The 17789-nt window shown below is 64.8% G+C and carries 18 protein-coding genes; 15 read left to right on the top strand and 3 right to left on the bottom strand.

The annotated features are described in order from the left end of the window. Positions 1-64: 64 nt before the first annotated feature. Positions 65-1303, top strand: coding sequence for a serine/threonine transporter SstT (gene sstT, locus P5703_RS11850; RefSeq protein ID WP_045632225.1), 1239 nt, complete (start codon positions 65-67; stop codon positions 1301-1303). A gap of 64 nt (positions 1304-1367) precedes the next feature. On the opposite strand, the gene fabB is transcribed toward sstT, so the two are convergent. Together fabB and fabA are read right to left on the bottom strand one after the other, a co-directional pair. After that, the gene (fabB, locus tag P5703_RS11845; protein WP_013982608.1) at positions 1368-2585 is read right to left on the bottom strand and encodes a beta-ketoacyl-ACP synthase I; all 1218 of its coding nucleotides are present in this window, start codon (positions 2583-2585) and stop codon (positions 1368-1370) included. Positions 2586-2596: 11 nt separating this feature from the next. Then, entirely contained in the window at positions 2597-3112 is a 516-nt protein-coding gene (fabA, locus tag P5703_RS11840) for a 3-hydroxyacyl-[acyl-carrier-protein] dehydratase FabA (protein ID WP_011913037.1), read from the bottom strand. A 416-nt stretch (positions 3113-3528) separates the two neighbouring features. Here fabA and P5703_RS11835 point away from each other — a divergent pair, with 416 nt between their 5' ends. From P5703_RS11835 to P5703_RS11800, 8 genes are all read left to right on the top strand, one after another. Beyond that, the gene (locus P5703_RS11835) at positions 3529-4551 is read left to right on the top strand and encodes an NAD(P)H-dependent glycerol-3-phosphate dehydrogenase (protein ID WP_013982610.1); all 1023 of its coding nucleotides are present in this window, start codon (positions 3529-3531) and stop codon (positions 4549-4551) included. A 15-nt stretch (positions 4552-4566) separates the two neighbouring features. After that, positions 4567-4923 carry a DUF4389 domain-containing protein gene (locus tag P5703_RS11830; RefSeq protein WP_185755104.1) on the top strand — a complete coding sequence of 119 codons (357 nt, stop codon included), beginning with the start codon at positions 4567-4569 and terminating at the stop codon, positions 4921-4923. Further along, positions 4920-5378: a phosphohistidine phosphatase SixA gene (gene sixA, locus P5703_RS11825; protein WP_013982612.1), complete on the top strand. Its 459-nt coding sequence runs from the start codon at positions 4920-4922 to the stop codon at positions 5376-5378. The genes P5703_RS11830 and sixA overlap by 4 nt, the downstream gene beginning before the upstream one ends. Before the next feature lie 76 nt (positions 5379-5454). Next, a complete protein-coding gene (locus tag P5703_RS11820) occupies positions 5455-5898 on the top strand; it encodes a hotdog fold thioesterase (protein ID WP_017245275.1) in 444 nt (147 codons plus the stop codon). A gap of 130 nt (positions 5899-6028) precedes the next feature. Next, entirely contained in the window at positions 6029-6841 is an 813-nt protein-coding gene (locus P5703_RS11815; RefSeq protein ID WP_017245276.1) for an alpha/beta fold hydrolase, read from the top strand. Next, a complete protein-coding gene (locus P5703_RS11810; protein WP_019407604.1) occupies positions 6838-7695 on the top strand; it encodes an alpha/beta hydrolase in 858 nt (285 codons plus the stop codon). The genes P5703_RS11815 and P5703_RS11810 overlap by 4 nt, the downstream gene beginning before the upstream one ends. 217 nt (positions 7696-7912) lie before the next feature. Further along, a complete protein-coding gene (locus P5703_RS11805; RefSeq protein ID WP_011913044.1) occupies positions 7913-8731 on the top strand; it encodes a DUF4892 domain-containing protein in 819 nt (272 codons plus the stop codon). Positions 8732-8816: 85 nt separating this feature from the next. After that, complete coding sequence (locus P5703_RS11800) at positions 8817-9911, top strand: AI-2E family transporter (protein ID WP_011913045.1); 1095 nt, start codon at positions 8817-8819, stop codon at positions 9909-9911. Between the two features lie 13 nt (positions 9912-9924). Here the strand turns inward: P5703_RS11800 and P5703_RS11795 are convergent, their stop codons facing one another. Beyond that, entirely contained in the window at positions 9925-10911 is a 987-nt protein-coding gene (locus P5703_RS11795; RefSeq protein WP_011913046.1) for a patatin-like phospholipase family protein, read from the bottom strand. Between the two features lie 121 nt (positions 10912-11032). On the opposite strand from P5703_RS11795, the gene selD reads away from it, so the two are divergent. The 6 genes from selD to P5703_RS11765 all read left to right on the top strand — a co-directional run bounded on the left by selD (position 11033) and on the right by P5703_RS11765 (position 17671). Further along, the gene (gene selD / locus P5703_RS11790; protein WP_013982616.1) at positions 11033-12067 is read left to right on the top strand and encodes a selenide, water dikinase SelD; all 1035 of its coding nucleotides are present in this window, start codon (positions 11033-11035) and stop codon (positions 12065-12067) included. After that, positions 12067-13173, top strand: a complete 1107-nt coding sequence (gene mnmH / locus P5703_RS11785) for a tRNA 2-selenouridine(34) synthase MnmH (RefSeq protein WP_049339653.1) — start codon at positions 12067-12069, stop codon at positions 13171-13173. The genes selD and mnmH overlap by 1 nt, the downstream gene beginning before the upstream one ends. 28 nt (positions 13174-13201) lie before the next feature. After that, positions 13202-13480 (top strand): hypothetical protein, encoded by a 279-nt coding sequence (locus tag P5703_RS11780; protein WP_011913049.1) that lies wholly within the window; start codon positions 13202-13204, stop codon positions 13478-13480. A gap of 279 nt (positions 13481-13759) precedes the next feature. Then, positions 13760-14677: an AAA family ATPase gene (locus P5703_RS11775; RefSeq protein WP_011913051.1), complete on the top strand. Its 918-nt coding sequence runs from the start codon at positions 13760-13762 to the stop codon at positions 14675-14677. A gap of 34 nt (positions 14678-14711) precedes the next feature. Next, a complete protein-coding gene (locus P5703_RS11770) occupies positions 14712-15674 on the top strand; it encodes a DUF58 domain-containing protein (RefSeq protein ID WP_125882180.1) in 963 nt (320 codons plus the stop codon). After that, positions 15671-17671 carry a transglutaminase TgpA family protein gene (locus P5703_RS11765; RefSeq protein ID WP_013982620.1) on the top strand — a complete coding sequence of 667 codons (2001 nt, stop codon included), beginning with the start codon at positions 15671-15673 and terminating at the stop codon, positions 17669-17671. Before P5703_RS11770 ends, P5703_RS11765 begins: the two co-directional genes overlap by 4 nt. Positions 17672-17789 lie beyond the last annotated feature (118 nt).

The following is a 17789-nucleotide window of genomic DNA, read 5'->3' as shown; positions in this document are numbered from 1 at the left end:
CGCGTTTTTCCATGGCAGGAACGGTCCGTTCGGGGCCGTTCTTTCCCAGCTGCGAGATGCGCCTATGTCCGATATGCCTCGAATCGTCCGCTTCATCAGTCGCACCAGTCTGGTACTCCAGATCGTCATCGGACTGGTCGTCGGAGCGTTACTGGCGCTCTTCCTGCCGGCTGCCGCCAAATCGGCCGCGCTGCTGGGCGACCTGTTCGTTCAGGCGCTCAAGGCCGTAGCGCCGGTTCTGGTATTCGTGTTGGTGACTTCGTCACTGGCCAACCACAAGCGCGGTCAGCCCACCCACATACGGCCCATCATCGTGCTTTACGCGCTGGGTACGCTGAGTGCGGCGGCGGTTGCGGTGCTGGCGAGCTTCCTGTTTCCGACCTCGCTGACGCTGGTAAGCGAAGCAACTGACGTGATACCGCCGTCCGGGGTAGGAGCGGTCCTCAATACGCTGCTGTTCAATATCGTCGACAACCCGGTGCGTGCGCTGCTCAATGGCAACTTCATCGGCATCCTGGCATGGGCAATCGGTCTCGGCTTCGCCTTCCGCCATGCACAGGACAGCACACGCCGGCTGATCGGCGACCTGTCCGATGGCGTCACGCTGATCGTCAAGGTGGTGATCCGCTTCGCGCCGCTCGGCGTGTTCGGTCTGGTGGCCGGCACCCTGGCCGATTCCGGTTTCGATGTACTGCTCGGCTATGCGCGGCTGCTGCTGGTACTGGTGGGCGCCATGCTGTTCATGGCGCTGGTGATGAACCCGCTGATCGTGTTCTGGCAGATTCGCCGCAATCCCTATCCGCTGGTGTTCACCTGCTTGCGCGAGAGCGGCATAACGGCCTTCTTCACCCGCAGTTCGGCCGCCAACATTCCGGTGAACATGCAGCTGTGTCAGCGTCTCGGGCTGCACAAGGACACCTACTCGGTTTCCATCCCGCTGGGCGCGACCATCAACATGGGCGGTGCGGCGATCACCATCACGGTGCTGACCCTGGCTGCGGTCAATACCCTCGGCATTCAGGTGGATATCGCCACGGCGGTGCTGCTGAGCCTGTTGGCGGCGGTCTGCGCTTGCGGTGCCTCGGGTGTGGCCGGTGGCTCGTTACTGCTGATTCCGCTGGCCTGCAGTCTGTTTGGCATCTCCAACGACCTGGCGATGCAGGTGGTGGCGGTCGGCTTCATCATCGGCGTGGTGCAGGACTCGGCCGAGACGGCGCTGAATTCCTCAACTGACGTGCTCTTCACCGCAGCGTCCTGTATTGCCCATGGCGATATCGACGAGGGTGCCGAGCGGCGCGTTTGAATCAACCGATAACGGAAACAAGAACGGCGCCCTAGGGCGCCGTTCTCGTGTGTCGCTTGCTGGATCAGGCCTTGTAGCGGCGCAGTACCAGCGTGGCGTTGGTGCCGCCGAAGCCGAAGCTGTTGCTCATGATCGTGTCGATCTGAGCGTTCTCGCGGGTTTCCCGCAGGATCGGCATGTCCGCGACTTCCGGGTCCAGCTCGTCGATGTTGGCCGAGGCTGCGATGAAGTTTCCTTCCATCATCAGCATCGAGTAGATCGCCTCGTGGACACCGGCAGCGCCCAGCGAATGGCCGGAAAGGCTCTTGGTCGAGCTGATGGTCGGGATCTTGTCGCCGAACATGTTGCGCACGGCCTTGATCTCGGCCACATCGCCCACCGGGGTGGACGTGCCATGGGTGTTCAGGTAGTCGATCGAGCCTTCGACGGTGGACATCGCCTGCTGCATGCAGCGCAGGGCGCCTTCGCCGCTCGGGGCGACCATGTCGTAGCCATCGGATGTAGCGCCATAACCGACGATTTCCGCGTAGATCTTGGCGCCGCGCTTGAGGGCGTGCTCCAGCTCTTCGACCACGACCATGCCGCCACCGCCGGCGATGACGAAACCGTCACGCTTGGCATCGTAGGCGCGGGAGGCCTTTTCCGGAGTTTCGTTGTACTGGCTGGACAAGGCGCCCATGGCGTCGAACAGGCAGCTCTGGCTCCAGTGTTCCTCTTCACCGCCACCGGCGAAGACGACGTCCTGCTTGCCCATCTGGATCTGCTCCATCGCATGGCCGATGCAATGTGCGCTGGTGGCGCAAGCCGAGGCGATGGAGTAGTTGATGCCCTTGATGCGGAACGGGGTCGCGAGGCAGGCCGAGACGGTGCTGCTCATGGTGCGCGGAACGCGGTATGGGCCGATGCGCTTGACGCCCTTGTCGCGCAGGATGTCGATGGCTTCCATCTGATTGATGGTGGAGGCGCCACCCGAGCCGGCCACCAGACCGATGCGCGGGTTGGAAATATCATCCAGGCTGAAGCCGGCGTCCTTCACGGCCTGCTCCATCGCCAGGTAGGCGTAGGCGGCAGCGTCCCCCATGAAGCGCAGGACCTTGCGGTCGATCAGCTCTTCGAGGTTCAGGTTGACGGAGCCGGAAACCTGACTGCGCAGCCCCATGTCCGCGTAGGACTGGTTGAAGCGAATGCCGGGGCGGCCGGCGCGCAGGTTGCCGGAGACGGTCTCTTTGTCATTGCCCAGGCAGGAAACGATACCCAGGCCAGTGATCACGACGCGACGCATGCGGATGTCCTTCAAAAGCTGTCGGTAGAGGTGAACAGGCCGACGCGCAAGCTTTCGGCACTGTAGATCTCGCGGCCATCAACGCTAACGGTGCCGTCGGCGATACCGAGAATCAGCGAGCGGTTGATGGTGCGCTTGATGTGGATGTTGTAGGTGACCTTCTTGGCGGTCGGTAGCACCTGACCGAAGAACTTCACTTCGCCCGAGCCGAGGGCGCGGCCGCGGCCAGGATTGCCTTGCCAGCCGAGGTAGAAGCCGACCAGCTGCCACATGGCGTCGAGACCCAGGCAGCCGGGCATGACCGGATCGCCTTCGAAGTGGCAGGCGAAGAACCAGAGATCAGGGTTGATATCCAGCTCGGCGACCAGCTCGCCCTTGCCATACTTGCCGCCCACTTCGCTGATGTGAACGATACGGTCGACCATCAGCATGTTCGGCGCAGGCAGTTGCGCATTACCGGGACCGAAGAGTTCGCCGCGGCTGCAACGAAGCAGGTCTTCCCGAGTAAAGGCGTGTTGTTTGGTCATGCGTATTCCTCAATGGGCCCCGCGAAGGGCTTTGCTGCTTACATACCGGGCCCGAGTTCGAGGCCTGATCATCAAGACTAGTCATAGACTGTCGCGTTGTGGCTAAAGTCACAGCCTGACAACAGCGACGCCATTCACCCGTACCTGCGGCTGAAGGACGCAAAGACAGAATCGGGCGGCTACTTTAACACTCCTGAAAGGCTAACGAGGACCTTGCGACAGCTTGTCCTCTATAGACAATCGTTGCAGTGGCGGTTGCATGGCCCGGGTGAATCGGTTTCCAAGCGTGTCCGCTGGCGTCGGATGCAACTGTAACCGGATGATTTCACAGGGACTTGCTGTTGCGCTGTTCGCTGCGAACGCGAAACGTATAATGCCTCGCACTGCCATTTCGGATGGCCCACGACGGAACCCTCATGACACGACAGCAACCCATTGCGGTACTCGGCGGCGGCAGTTTCGGTACCGCGATTGCCAATCTGCTGGCCGAAAACGGTCACCACGTCCTGCTCTGGATGCGCGATGCCGAACAGGCCGAAAGCATCCGTACCCTGAGGCAGAACCCGCGCTACCTCAAAGGTGTCGAGATCCTTCCGCTGGTGGAGCCGACCACCGATCTGTCTTCCACTCTCGATGCATGCGAGCTGGTCTTCGTCGCCCTGCCGTCCAGCGCGCTGCGCCAGGCGCTGCAGCCGTTCGCGACGCAGTTGGGGGGCAAGATGCTGGTCAGCACCACCAAGGGCATCGAGGCCGAGAGTTTCATGCTGATGAGTCAGATCCTCGAGCAGATCGCGCCCCAGGCGCGCATCGGTGTGCTCTCCGGGCCGAACCTGGCGCGCGAAGTCGCCGAGCACGCGCTGACCGCGACGGTGGTCGCCAGCCAGGACGAGGCCTTGTGCCGCCATGTGCAGAAGGTGCTGCATGGGCGTACCTTTCGTGTGTATGCCAGCTCCGACCGTTTCGGTGTCGAGCTGGGCGGGGCGCTGAAGAATGTCTACGCGATCATGGCGGGCATGGCGGCGGCGCTGGGCATGGGCGAGAACACGCGCAGCATGCTGATCACCCGGGCGCTGGCGGAGATGACGCGATTCGCCGTAAAACTCGGCGCCAACCCCATGACCTTTCTCGGCCTCGCCGGGGTCGGCGATCTGATCGTCACCTGCACCTCGTCGAAGAGTCGCAACTTCCAGGTCGGCTATGCGCTTGGCGAGGGACTCAGTCTCGACGAGGCGGTTTCGCGGCTGGGCGAGGTTGCCGAAGGCGTGAACACCATCAAGGTGCTCAAGTGCAAGGCCGAGGAGCTGCAGGTCTATATGCCACTGGTCGCCGGCCTGCATGCCATCCTGTTCGAGGGGCGTACGCTCGATCAGATCATTGGCGTGCTGATGCGTGGCGAACCCAAGACCGATGTGGATTTCATTTCAACCGACGGATTCTGAGCCGAGGCTATGTCCATGAACCAATCGAATCAGGCTACGGAGCGCGAATCGCTGATTCTGCGGGCCGTCTGGATGCTGATCTTCTTCTTCGTCTGGCAACTGGCCGAGCTGGCGCTGCTGGTAGTCGTGGTGTTGCAGCTGGTGATGCGCCTGGTCAAGGGGAACGCCGACTCCGGCCTGCAGGGCTTCGGCGACAGCCTGAGCCAGTACATTGCGCAGATCGGTCGTTTCGCCACCTTCAATACCGAGCGCAAGCCCTGGCCGTTGTCGGATTGGCCCACACCACGCCCAGCGGATGTGGAACTGGTCACGCCGGTGCCGCCGGCTGCGCCCAGTGAATCGAATGACTCTCAACAAGGCCCTACGGCATGAGGCTCTGGTTGCTGCGTCATGGCGAGGCCGAACCACGCGCACGTACGGATGCCGAGCGCAACCTGACCGAGGGAGGCCGGCGTGACGTGCGCCGCAGCGCCACTTTTCTACGCGGCAAGCCGCTGCAGGTAGTGCTGGTCAGCCCCTACCAGCGTGCACAGCAGACCGCTGATGAGGTCTGCAAGGCACTGGGTTTCAGCGGCCGGCGGGAAACCGTGGACTGGGCCACGCCCGAGTCGGATCTCGAAGAGGCCTTGCGAGCGCTCGATCTGCGCGGCGAGAGCGATCTGCTCCTGGTCACGCACCAGCCCTTCGTCGGCAACCTGGCCGGTTGGCTGGTCAATGGCAGTCATTCCGAGCCGCTGCCGATGGCGACGGCGTCGCTCGCCGAACTAGAAGGGGAAGCCATCGCGGGCGGGCTGATGCAGCTGGCGTCCTTGCACCATGTTGGTTAGGGTTGGTCGGGTCCGCTTGGTCATGCGTGGTCACAGCGGCATCCCAGAACAACAATAGCCCTCAGGAGTATGCGCCTTGAGCATCTGGCACCGTCAGCCCGACCTGGAAGAGCTTCACAGCACTCGCAAGAACACCATCACCGATCTGCTGGATATCCGCTTCGAGTCCTTCGATGACTCGTCCATCACCGCAAGTATGCCGGTCGATGCTCGCACCCATCAGCCGTATGGCCTGCTGCATGGCGGCGCCTCCGTGGTGCTGGCCGAGACCCTGGGTTCCATGGCCAGCTATCACTGCATCGACACCAGCAAGTTCTATTGCGTGGGGCTCGAGGTCAATGCAAATCACCTGCGTGGCCTGCGCAGTGGACGGGTGACCGGGGTATGCCGGCCGGTGCATCTGGGGCGTTCGACCCATGTATGGGACATTCGCCTGAGCGGCGAGGACGGCAAGCCGAGCTGCATTTCCCGGCTGACCGTTGCTATCGTGCCGCTGGACAAGGGCGGCTTACCGAGCTGATCGCCGGCGGGCCGGACAATGCGGCCTGCTGATTGGCCTGAATGCCCTTCATTCGGCAGGGCTATGGCGATTGCCGCCTGCCGAGGGCTGCCAGACAATGAGGGCTCAGTCTGTCCGGCACCTTCAGTTCATGTCGCAACCTATCTTTTTCGCTCATGCCAACGGCTTCCCCTCGGCGACCTATCGCAAGCTGTTCGAGGCCCTTGCGCCCGAATACCGGGTCGCGCACATGGATCGGCACGGACATGATCCGCGTTTCCCGGTGGACGATAACTGGAACAACCTGCTCGACGAGCTGTTCGAGCAGCTCGAAGGCCTGCGCGAACCGGTGTGGGGTGTCGGGCATTCGTTCGGCGGCATGCTGCACTACCGCGCCGCGCTGCTGCGGCCCGAGCTTTACCACGGCGTGGTCATGCTCGATTCACCGTTGCCGACCTGGTTCGACCAGACCGTCATCTGGGCTGCCAAGCGGCTGGGCTTCATCGACCGGCTGACCCCGGCCGGCCGCACGCTCGGACGCCGGGAACAGTTCTCCAGCGCCGAGGAAGCGCGCGCCTATTTCGCCGGCAAGGCGCTGTTCAGCAGCTTCGATCCCGAATGCCTGGAGGCCTACATCGAACACGGGCTGGAGCCGGCGGGGCAGGGGCTGCGCCTGCGCTTCGATCCGCAGACCGAGATCAGCATCTACCGCAGCGTGCCGCACCTTACGCCCGGCTGGCCGCCCGCGCTGAAGATTCCGTTGGCCATGGTGCGCGGCCGCGAGAGCCGTGTGGTACTGCCACATCATGCCTACCTGCTGCGGCTGATGGCTCGTGGCGAAGCGCATACGCTGTCCGGTGGCCACATGTTTCCGTTCGAGCGACCGCAGCAGACGGCCGAGAAGCTGCGCGAGCTGCTGGGGCGCTGGGATGCAGGTCGCGCGTTGTCCCGGGGGGCGGCATGAGTATGTTGTTCGAAGAGGTCCGGCTGAGCCTGCCTCATCTGGAGGTGGCGGCGCACCTGTACGGACCTGAAGACGGCAAGCCGGTCATCGCGCTGCACGGCTGGCTGGACAACGCCGCCACCTTCAGTCGGCTGGCCCCGCGCCTGCAAGGGCTACGCATCGTCGCGCTCGACCTGCCGGGGCATGGCCATTCGGACCACCGCCCGGCCGGCGCGGGGTACAACATCTGGGACTATGCCCACGATGTGCTGCAGGTCGCCGAGCAGTTCGGCTGGCAGCGCTTTTCCCTGCTCGGGCACTCCATGGGCGCGATCGTCTCGGTGCTGCTCGCCGGTGCCTTGCCAGCGCGCATCGAGCGCCTGGCATTGATCGACGGCGCCATCCCCTATACCGGCGAGGCGGACAGCGCGCCGCAGAAACTCGGTGCCGCGCTCGAGGCATTGCTGGCCGTGGACGACAAGCGCAAGCCCGTCTATTCCACGTTCGACAAAGCCGTGCAGGCGCGCATGAAAGGTGTCGGCGCGGTCAGTCGCGAGGCGGCCGAGCGTTTGGCGCAGCGCGGACTGATGCCGGTGCCCGGCGGTTATACCTGGCGAACCGACGCGCGTCTGATGCTGCCTTCAGCCATGCGGCTGACGCGTGCCCACGCGCTGGCATTCGTCCGCCAGGTCGCCTGCCCCAGCAGTCTGGTGCTGGCCGAGCAGGGGCTGATGATCCAGCCGGAGCTGCGAGAACTGGTCGACGGGCTGCCCTTCGCGGTGCAGCGCCTGCCCGGTGGCCATCATCTGCATCTGGATGACGAGCCGGGCGCCGAAGCGGTTGCTGCAGTGTTCAACGCCTTCTTCCACGGCTGAGAGCATCCAAGCGTTTGCAATACTCTCTCGCAAAGCCTTGCTTGACTTGCTTTTGCCAACTGGCGAGGCTGGACGGCAACGTTCCCAGCCGAGTCAGCGCAATGATCGAATGCTCCACCGTCGCAACGCTCGCTGGCCAAGCCCTTGCGCTTGACCTGGGCTTGCCGCAGCCGCCGAGTTCAGGCGAACAGTCGAAGGTGATCCGTTGAGGAGTTTTATGCGACGTGCATGGATGGCCGCACCGGCTTTGTTTCTGTCCGCTGCTGCAATCGCGGCCGATGTGGCCGGCAGTGCTGATCTCGAGCGTGTGCCGCGCTTCGCCCAAGCGCAGATCATCGACTACCGGCAGTCCACCGTTCAGGAACGCATCTACCCGCAAGACTCCATACGTCGCATCAGTGGCAACCTGCGCATGGCCGCTCAGGTGGTCGCCTCTGGTCGACTGACCGCCGTGACTTACCAGCTGCCGGCTTCGCACACTGGCATCGAGGCCTTCACCCAGGCCCGCGGCGACCTGCTGGAGCAGGGTGCCGAACTGTTGTTCTGGTGCGAAGGGCGCGAATGCGGCTCCAGCAGCCTGTGGGCCAACGCCATCTTCGGCAAATCCATGCTCTACGGGCCGGAAGCGCAGCAGGCCTATCTACTGGCTCGCCTGCCAGAAGGGGAAACCGAGGGACAGGACGACCTGATCGCGCTATACGGCGTGACCCGCGGCAATGGTCGGCCCTACCTGCATGTCGAGCAGCTGCAACCCGACGAGCCGCTGGCCCAGGTGCTGCCCACCGCGGCGACCCTGCTGCGTCAGCTGCGCAGCACCGGCGAGCTGCGCCTGCCACGCCTGGCTGATCAGCCGACTGCCGAGTGGGGCGAGCTGTTGGCCAATGTCCTTCGGCTGGACAGCACGACGCGCATCAGTCTCGCGGGGCAGGGCGCCGCAGCGTGGCGAGAGGCGCTGATCGCCGAGCGCATCCGCGGCGGGCGACTGGAAGTCGACGAGTCGCAGGAGTCGGGACTGCTGATCCGCCTATTGCGCTGACACGGCATTGCGGCTGCAATAGCCGACTCTGTCGACGCACCCAATGCATAGGGTGCGTCGGTATCTTTGCGTAGAGTAATTTCCCATGCTCAACAATGATCGCCTGCTTGCGCAGATCCTGCTGCTCGGCTTGCTGGCAGCCTGTCTCTGGGTGTTGGCGCCTTTTGCGTCGGCCTTGTTCTGGGCCGCCGTGCTGGCATTCGCCAGCTGGCCGGTGATGCGCCTGCTGACCCGCTGGCTGAACGGCAACGCCACGCTCGCGGCGGGGCTGCTCACCTTCAGCTGGATGGTGCTGGTGGCCGTGCCACTGGTATGGCTGGGGTTCAACATCGCCGATCAGATTCGCGACGCCAACGCGCTGCTGCACGACCTGCAGGTCGAAGGGTTGCCGCCTGCGCCGGAATGGCTCGGTGAGCTGCCGTTGATCGGTGATTCGCTGGTGAACTTCTGGAACACGGTGGACGAGCAGGGCACTGCACTGATCGCCAGCATCAGACCTTATATCGGCCAGGTCGCCAACTGGCTGCTGGTGCGCAGTGCGCGGATCGGCGGCGGCATGCTCGAATTGGCACTGAGCCTGGTGCTGGTGTTCTTCTTCTATCGTGACGGGCCACGGCTGTCGGCCTTCGTGCACAGTCTGCTGCACCGGCTGATCGGTGATCGTGCCGATCATTACCTCGAACTCGTGGCCGGAACGGTGCAGCGAGTGGTCAACGGGGTGATCGGGACCGCCGCGGCACAGGCGATTCTGGCCTACATCGGTTTCCTCATCGCCGGTATTCCGGGCGCGCTGGTGCTGGGTCTACTGACCTTCGCCTGCAGTTTCATCATGGTACCCCCGCTGATCTGGGGGCCGGCAGTCGCCTGGCTGGCCTGGCAGGGCGACTACGGCATGGCGGTGTTCCTCGGCATCTGGGGCATGTTCGTCATCAGCGGCGTGGACAACGTGCTCAAGCCCTATCTCATCAGCCGGGGCGGCAACCTGCCGCTGGTGGTGGTGCTGCTCGGGGTATTCGGCGGCATCCTGGCCTTCGGCTTCATGGGACTGTTCCTCGGTCCGACGCTACTCGCGGTCGCCTACAGTCTGCTCGGCGACTGGCTGATCAAGGAGGTGCCGCAGATGCCGACCCATGAGTCGACACAGCTTCCAGGCGAGTCGCGCGAGTCGGTCGGCCCGTAGCGTCAGGCTGCGCTCACTGCTCCTCTTCGTAACGCACCAGCGCGTCATGAGCGACGATGCGCCCGAGGGCGATCAGCTCGGGCGCCTTGTAGAACTCGTAGAAGCGACAGGCGCGCTTGGGGATGTTGACCAGCACGTTGGGCGGGTAGCCGGCGATCTTGTACTGCGCCAGCGATGACTGCATGACGTCGAAACTCTGGTTGATCAGCTCCAGCAGCGAGGCCGGCCCGGTCACGTCGACCACTGTTGCACCTTCAGCGGATTTCGGTGCACTGCGGCTGGTTGGCGCCGCCGGTGGCTGATCACCGCGCAGCAACTCGCCGGCGCGGATGTCGTCGAGTTCGGCCAGCGCGGTCTCCTCCTTGCGCCAGAAGGGCAGGTGCGAACTGATCGAACTCATGATCGTGTCGAAGCGTCCGGGGCGCTCGATCTCCGGCAGCGGATACTGCTTGTGGTTGTTGGCGTTGAGGTTGACCGCGATGATCATGTCGCAGTGCGCCGACACCACCGGGACGATGGGCAGAGGATTGAGCAGGCCGCCGTCGACCAGCATGCGGTTACCCTGCATCACCGGGGTGAACAGGCTGGGAATGGCGGCGGAGGCGCGCATCGCCAGCTCCAGGCTGCCTTCCTGGAACCAGATTTCCTGCTGGTTGGTGAGGTCGGTGGCAACGGCGGTGAAGGGGATCGGCAGGTCCTCGATGCAGATCTTGCCGACCATGTCGCGGATCCGACCGAACACCTTTTCGCCGCGGATCGCCCCCAGGCTGAAGCTGGGATCGACCAGGCGCAGCAGATCCAGGTAGTCCAGGCTCTCGATCCAGGCGCGATATTCGTCGAGCTTGCCCGCCGCGTAGATGCCGCCAACCACGGCGCCCATGGAGCAGCCGGCGATGCAGGCGATCTCGTAGCCACGCGCTTCCAGCTCCTCGATCACGCCGATGTGCGCATAGCCCCGCGCACCGCCGGATCCCAATACCAGTGCAACTCTCTTGCTCATGCGGTTCTCCCTGTGGCATCGGCGATAGCTTCATGCCTGGCCGGCGAGCCTGCAAGGGCGAATGCGTGGCCGCCTTTGCTACAATCGCCGCCCGTTTGTGCACGTGTCACGAGAGAGTCCGATGAGCGAACCGATCCGCCTCACCCAGTACAGTCACGGCGCCGGCTGCGGCTGCAAGATATCGCCCAAGGTGCTGGACGTGATTCTTGCCGGCAGCGGTGCGCAGAATCTCGACCCGCGTCTGTGGGTCGGCAACGCCTCGCGCGATGACGCGGCGGTCTATGGCATCGACGAGGAGCGCGGTGTGGTATCGACCACCGACTTCTTCATGCCCATCGTCGATGATCCCTTCGACTTCGGCCGCATCGCCGCCACCAATGCCATCAGCGACATCTATGCCATGGGCGGCGACCCGCTGATGGCCATCGCGATCCTCGGTTGGCCGGTCAACGTGCTGCCGCCGGAAGTCGCCCGCGAAGTGATCGCCGGGGGCCGTGCCGTCTGCGATGCCGCCGGCATTCCGCTGGCCGGCGGGCACTCGATCGATGCGCCCGAGCCGATCTTCGGGCTGGCCGTCACCGGCCTGGTGAACAAGCGCCAGATGAAGCGTAACGACACCGCTACCGCCGGCTGCAAGCTGTACCTGACCAAGCCGCTGGGCATCGGTATCCTCACCACCGCCGAGAAGAAGGCCAAGCTGCGCGTCGAGGACGTCGGCTTGGCCCGCGACTGGATGTGCACGCTGAACACCGCCGGCAGCCGCTTCGGCAAGCTTGAAGGCGTTCGTGCCATGACTGACGTGACCGGCTTCGGCCTGCTCGGCCATCTGGTGGAGATGGCCGATGGCAGCGGCCTGACCGCGGAGATCGAATACGCCCGCGTACCGCGCCTGCCTGGCATCGAATACTACCTGGAGCAGGGCTGCGTACCGGGTGGCACCCAGCGCAATTTCGACAGCTACGGGGAGCGCATCGCCACGCTCGACGAGCGCCACAAACCTCTGCTTTGCGATCCGCAGACCAGTGGCGGGCTGTTGGTCGCCGTGGCGCCGGAGGGCGAGGCGGAGTTCCTCGCGGCCTGTGCCGAGCTCGGCCTTGCGCTGGAGCCGATCGGCCAGCTGGTCGCCGCGCGTAGCCATGCGGTCGAGGTACGTTGATGCGCGGCGACACGGAGAATTATCGCGAGCTGTTCCTCAACGACGTTCCCATGATGGATGCCCGTGCGCCGGTGGAGTTCGGCAAGGGGGCCTTTCCCGGCGTGGTCAATCTGCCGCTGATGAATGATGTGGAGCGGCAGAAGGTCGGCACCTGCTACAAGCAGCACGGCCAGAAAGCCGCCATCGAGATGGGCCATCAGCTGGTCTCCGGCAAGACCAAGGCCGAGCGACTGCAGGCCTGGGCCGATTTCGTCCGCGCCCACCCGGACGGTTACCTGTACTGCTTCCGTGGTGGTTTGCGTTCGAAGATCGTCCAGCAATGGTTGAAGGACGAGATGGGCATCGACTATCCGCGCGTGGTCGGCGGTTACAAGGCGATGCGTCACTTTCTGCTCGAAACCATCGAGCAGGCGGTGGAGCAGTGCGAGTTCGTACTGGTGGGCGGCATGACCGGGACCGGCAAGACCGAGGTGCTGTCCCAGCTGGGCAACAGCCTGGATCTCGAAGGGTTGGCCAACCACCGCGGCTCCAGCTTCGGCAAGCGCGCCACGCCGCAGCCCTCGCAGATCGATTTCGAGAACGCGCTGGCGATCCGCCTGCTGAAGATGCGCGCGACAGGGATCGAAAGCTTCGTGATCGAGGACGAGGCGCGCCTGGTCGGGCGCTGCTCCATCCCGCTGCCGCTGTTCCAGGGCATGCAGCAGTTTCCGTTGATCTGGCTGGAGGACAGTCTGCAAGGCCGGGTCGAGCGCATCCTCAAGGACTATGTGATCGACCTGTGCGCCGAGTTCATCAGCGAACAGGGTGAGAACGGTTTCGCTGCATTCGCTGAGCGTCTTCAGCAAAGTCTGGTCAATATCAACAAGCGGCTCGGCGGCGAGCGTTACCAGCGCCTGGCCCTGCTGATGGATCAGGCCCTGGCGGAGCAGGCGCGCAGCGGTGCGGTCGATCTGCATCGCGCCTGGATCGAAGCGTTGTTGGGCGAATATTACGACCCGATGTACGCCTACCAACGCGAGAGCAAGGCCGAGCGGATCGAGTTCGCCGGTGACCAGCCGTCTGTCGTCGAGTATTTGCGTAACCGTAAGGCGCGTAGCGCGCCGTAACCCTGAATGGCACATGAGGGATGATGCGATGAAAACCTGGCTGACTTTGCCTTTGCTGGTTGTGCTGCTGGCCGGCTGTGCCGGCAAGACCGCGTACCGTGACAGCTGTGCTGCGGAGTTGGACGCGGCATGGAAGGAGCAGAGCCTGGCGGAAGCCGAGGGCTTTGCCGGTACCGTGAGCTATTCCAAGGCCATGGCGTTGCTGACCGGCGCCAAGACCCAGCAGCAGTTCGAAGCCTTCCGCGGTTGCACGCAGAAGGCACAGAAGGCACGTTTCTACCTCCGTGAATCCCGGGCCGGACGTTAAACCGGTAATCGCCGCTGCTCGGCCGTGCATTGAGTGCGGCCTGGGCAGCCGTTGGCGAGCGGTTTGGCTGGTCCGGTCAGCTTCCTGTCATCGGGCGTGAGCACTGCGCTTCGCGCCAGCATCCCCAGCGTCTTCAGCGCGCACGCTCGCCTGGCGCGCGGTCAAGCGGCCGGCTGCCAGAGCAGGGCGCAAATCACAAAGTCGTCACCGGGCGTTTCCATTGCTTTGCCTGGCCGCGGCCGACCAGTAGCATCGGGACGACGAACGAAGGAGATTTCGATGCGCACCCGATTGGACGCCTGCCTGCGAGCAGTCAATGAAGTATTGCTCGGCAAGGAGGCGCAGGTCCGGTTGGCCATGGCCTGCCTGCTGGCCCGCGGTCACCTGCTGGTGGAAGACATGCCCGGGATGGGCAAGACCACCCTGAGTCATGCCCTGGCCAAGGTGCTGGGCCTGGACTTCCAGCGCATCCAGTTCACGTCCGACCTGCTGCCTGGCGACATTCTCGGCACCTCGGTATTCGACAAGGACAGCGGGCAGTTCGTCTTCCACCCCGGGCCGATCTTCGCCGAGCTGGTGCTCGCCGACGAGATCAACCGCGCCACGCCGAAAAGCCAGAGCGCGCTGCTCGAAGCCATGGAGGAGGGGCAGGTCACCATCGAAGGGGCGACACGCCCCTTGCCCGAGCCGTTCTTCGTCATCGCCACGCAGAACCCGGTGAGCTCTGGCGGCACCTTCGCGTTGCCGGAGTCGCAACTGGACCGCTTTCTTATGCGCGTCTCCCTGGGCTACCCCGCCAAGGCGGCGGAAAAATCGCTGCTGCTGGGTGAGTCGCGGCGCGATCTGCTGACCCGACTCGAACCGTTGCTGCAGCACGACGAACTGCGGGCAATCCAGGATGCAGTCGGCCATGTGCGGGTCAGCGATGCCCTTGTCGATTACGTGCTGCGTCTGGTGGAGGCCACGCGCACTCAGCCGCAGTTCGCCTGGGGGCTGTCGCCGCGCGGCAGCCTGGCGTTGCTGGCGGCTGCCCGCGCCTGGGCATTCCTCGACGGACGCGACTACGTGATTCCGGAGGATGTGCAGGCGGTGTTGCCCACCGTGGTCGGCCACCGTCTGCGCGAGCGCGCGGATGCCACCGGTCACGGGGGCGGTGCGCTGGTGCAATGGCTGCTGCGCGAGGTGCCGGCGCTGTGAGGCAGCTGTCCGCCCCCTACTGCGGGCGTCCGGCGTGAGGTTGCTGCCGCGCTTTCGTGACCGCTGGTTGCTGCGGCGCATTCCGCCGGCTTCCAGCGTGCGGCTGAACCAGCGGCGAATCTTCATCATGCCGACGGCGGTGGGGCTGATGTTCATGGTGGCGCTGCTGCTGATGCTGCTTACCGCGATCAACTATCAGAACAGCCTGGCCTATGGGCTGACCTTTCTGCTTGGCTCCCTCTATCTGGTCACCATCCTGCACACCTGGCGTAACCTGGCCGGGCTGGTGCTGCAGGCCGGCGGCACCACCGCGGCGTTCGTCGGTGAGCAGGCCTTGCTGCGCGTCCGCCTGGAGAGCCAGGGACGCGCCTATCAAGCCGTTGCGCTGGGCTGGCCGGCGAGCGGGCTGCGCCTGGTCGACGTTCCGGCCGGAGGCACCGTGGAAGTCGAGTTGAGCCTGCCGACCCGTCGCCGCGGTTGGTTGCGACCGGGCCGAGTGCGGGTGGAGAGCCGTTTCCCGCTGGGGCTGCTGGTGGCCTGGAGCTGGATCGACCTGGAGCTGGCCGCGCTGGTCTATCCGCAGCCGTCGGCAGCCGAGCGTCCCCAGGGCGGCAGCGCGCCGGAGGCCGAGGATGAAGGCGTGCTGACCCGCGGCTCGGGCGTCGACGACTATCAGGGCTTGCGGGCCTGGCAGCCGGGCGATCCGCGTCGACGCCTGCACTGGAAGGCCTATTCGCGCGGCCAGGGCCTGTTGGTCAAGGATTTCGCCAGCCTGCTCGGTAACGATCCGCTGCTGGATTTCGACGCGCTTACCGGCGATACCGAGCAACGACTGTCGGTGCTCTGCCACTGGGTCATCGACCTCAGCGAAAAGCAGCAGCCGTTCGCGCTGCGGCTGCCGGCCGGCTTGTTCGGCCCGGACAGCGGCCAGGCGCATCGAGATGCCTGCCTGCGTGCGCTGGCGCTGCACGGCCTGGCCGATGGGGGCGATGCATGAGTGCGAAGCCGGGTATTCCGCGCAACAGCCTGATCTGGCTGCTGGTGGCGCAGGTGCTGGTGATCCTGCCGCATCTCACCCATCTGCCGCTGTGGATCATCGGCCTGTGGCTGGGCTGCGCGGGCTGGCGAATCCAGATCTTCCGCATGCGCGCTCGTTACCCGCGCAGCTGGACCAAGGCGCTGCTGATGATCGGGGCGGGATTCGGGGTGTACTTTTCCCGCGGCAGCCTGGTCGGGCTCGAGGCCGGTGTGGTGCTGCTGATTGCCGCATTCATCCTCAAGCTGGTGGAGATGAGTACCCGCCGCGATGCGCTGGTGCTGATCTTTCTCGGCTTCTTCGCGGTGGTGACCAGCTACCTGTTCGAGGACAGCCTGCTCGCCGGGCTCTACAGCCTCCTTCCGGTCACCGCATTGCTCGCCGCGATGATCGGCCTGCAGCAGAGCAGCCTGGTGACGCGGCCGTGGCCGACCGTGCGGCTGGCCGGCGCGCTGCTGTTGCAGGCGGTACCACTGATGCTGGTGCTGTTCCTGTTCTTTCCCCGCCTGCCACCGCTGTGGTCGCTGCCGCAGGCCGGCGACAGGGGTACGACCGGTCTGGCCGACCACATGGCGCCTGGCGATATCGCGCGGCTGGGGCGCTCGGCGGAGCTGGCGTTTCGTGTCAGCTTCGACGGCGAGATTCCCCCTCGCGACCAGCTCTACTGGCGCGCGGTGACCTTCGAGCGTTTCGATGGCCGGCGCTGGTCGCAGTCTTACGCATCCAACGTGCCCCAGGCACCGGAGTGGCAGGCGCTGGGCGAGCCGCTCAGCTACAGCGTGGTCATGCAGCCCAGCGGCCAGCCCTGGCTGTTCGCCCTGGACGTTGCTCAGGTTGCGTCGGGCGGGGCTCAACTGATGACCGATTTCCATCTGCAGCGCCGCCAGCCGGTGACCAAGCCGCTGATGTACCGGGTGACATCCTGGCTGGACGCACGACGCGAAGCCATCGGTGCGCCGGAAAGCCTTGCCCGGGCGCTGCAGTTGCCGGAGCAGGGCAACCCGCGCAGCCGCACCTGGGCTGCCGAGCTGCGGCGCAGCGCACAGGAGCCACAGGCAGTGGTGGATGCACTGCTGCGGCATTTCAACCGCGAGCCGTATCACTACACGTTGGAACCACCGCCGGTGGGTAGCGATATCGTCGACGACTTCCTGTTCCAGACCCGCAGCGGCTTCTGTGCCCACTACGCCGGCGCCATGACCTTCGTGCTGCGCGCGGCGGGCATTCCGGCGCGCGTGGTGGCCGGCTACCAGGGCGGCGAGGTCAATCCTGCGGGCAACTACCTTTCGGTGCATCAGTTCGATGCCCATGCCTGGGTCGAATACTGGGTCGCCGAGCGCGGCTGGGTCAGTGTCGACCCGACTTTCCAGGTCGCGCCCGAGCGCGTCGAGCAGGGACTGGAACAAGCCTTGGCGCGGGAGCGGAGCTTTCTCGCCGACGAGCCGCTGTCGCTGCTGCGGTTCCGCGACGTCGGCTGGATGAACACGTTGCGGCTGCGCTGGGACAGCCTCAACTATGGCTGGCAGCGCTGGGTTCTCAATTATCAGGATGAGCAGCAGTCGCAGATGCTGCAGCGCTGGTTTGGCAAGCTCGACGGCCAGGCGCTCGGTCTGGGCCTGGTCGCCGTGCTCGGGCTGCTGACCGGAATACTGGCGCTCGTGCTGTTCAAACCCTGGCGGCGGGAAAAAGATGTTCAGCAGCGCCAGTTCGATCGCTTCGAGCGCCTGCTGGCACGCCAGGGTATCCGCCGCCACAAAGGCGAGGGGGCACGTAGCTTCGCCGAGCGGGCCGCTACCGAAATGCCCGATCAGGCGCCAGCAATCCGCGCATTCGTCCGGCTGTACGAGGCGCAGCGTTACGCGCAGCTGCCCGGGCCGGGAGAGGAGCTGTCGCGCGCCCTGACCAACGTTCGACGCGCCATGCCCTGGCGGATCGCTGCCCCGCGGCGGCATTCCTGACATTCATTGCCAACATGGATGATTCGGCATTTCATCCGGCCGCTTCTGCCAGACAGGGTCGCGCCGCCTCCCATGCACCTTTAACATCGCCGGCATAACGAACGATAACGAGGTGCAT

The sequence above is a fragment of the Stutzerimonas sp. FeSN7 genome (assembly GCF_030263795.1).
Taxonomy (GTDB): Bacteria; Pseudomonadota; Gammaproteobacteria; order Pseudomonadales; family Pseudomonadaceae; genus Stutzerimonas; species Stutzerimonas stutzeri.
This window is presented reverse-complemented; position numbering and strand designations above follow the sequence as displayed.

Coding starts and splice junctions, on each gene's coding strand:
- mnmH (WP_049339653.1), top strand. CDS start 12,067: ATGCGCGGCGACACGGAGAATTATCGCGAGCTGTTCCTCAACGACGTT.
- P5703_RS11765 (WP_013982620.1), top strand. CDS start 15,671: ATGAGTGCGAAGCCGGGTATTCCGCGCAACAGCCTGATCTGGCTGCTG.
- P5703_RS11800 (WP_011913045.1), top strand. CDS start 8,817: ATGCTCAACAATGATCGCCTGCTTGCGCAGATCCTGCTGCTCGGCTTG.
- P5703_RS11775 (WP_011913051.1), top strand. CDS start 13,760: ATGCGCACCCGATTGGACGCCTGCCTGCGAGCAGTCAATGAAGTATTG.
- P5703_RS11780 (WP_011913049.1), top strand. CDS start 13,202: ATGAAAACCTGGCTGACTTTGCCTTTGCTGGTTGTGCTGCTGGCCGGC.
- P5703_RS11810 (WP_019407604.1), top strand. CDS start 6,838: ATGAGTATGTTGTTCGAAGAGGTCCGGCTGAGCCTGCCTCATCTGGAG.
- selD (WP_013982616.1), top strand. CDS start 11,033: ATGAGCGAACCGATCCGCCTCACCCAGTACAGTCACGGCGCCGGCTGC.
- sixA (WP_013982612.1), top strand. CDS start 4,920: ATGAGGCTCTGGTTGCTGCGTCATGGCGAGGCCGAACCACGCGCACGT.
- P5703_RS11830 (WP_185755104.1), top strand. CDS start 4,567: ATGAACCAATCGAATCAGGCTACGGAGCGCGAATCGCTGATTCTGCGG.
- fabA (WP_011913037.1), bottom strand. CDS start 3,112: ATGACCAAACAACACGCCTTTACTCGGGAAGACCTGCTTCGTTGCAGC.
- P5703_RS11835 (WP_013982610.1), top strand. CDS start 3,529: ATGACACGACAGCAACCCATTGCGGTACTCGGCGGCGGCAGTTTCGGT.
- fabB (WP_013982608.1), bottom strand. CDS start 2,585: ATGCGTCGCGTCGTGATCACTGGCCTGGGTATCGTTTCCTGCCTGGGC.
- P5703_RS11795 (WP_011913046.1), bottom strand. CDS start 10,911: ATGAGCAAGAGAGTTGCACTGGTATTGGGATCCGGCGGTGCGCGGGGC.
- sstT (WP_045632225.1), top strand. CDS start 65: ATGTCCGATATGCCTCGAATCGTCCGCTTCATCAGTCGCACCAGTCTG.
- P5703_RS11815 (WP_017245276.1), top strand. CDS start 6,029: ATGTCGCAACCTATCTTTTTCGCTCATGCCAACGGCTTCCCCTCGGCG.
- P5703_RS11805 (WP_011913044.1), top strand. CDS start 7,913: ATGCGACGTGCATGGATGGCCGCACCGGCTTTGTTTCTGTCCGCTGCT.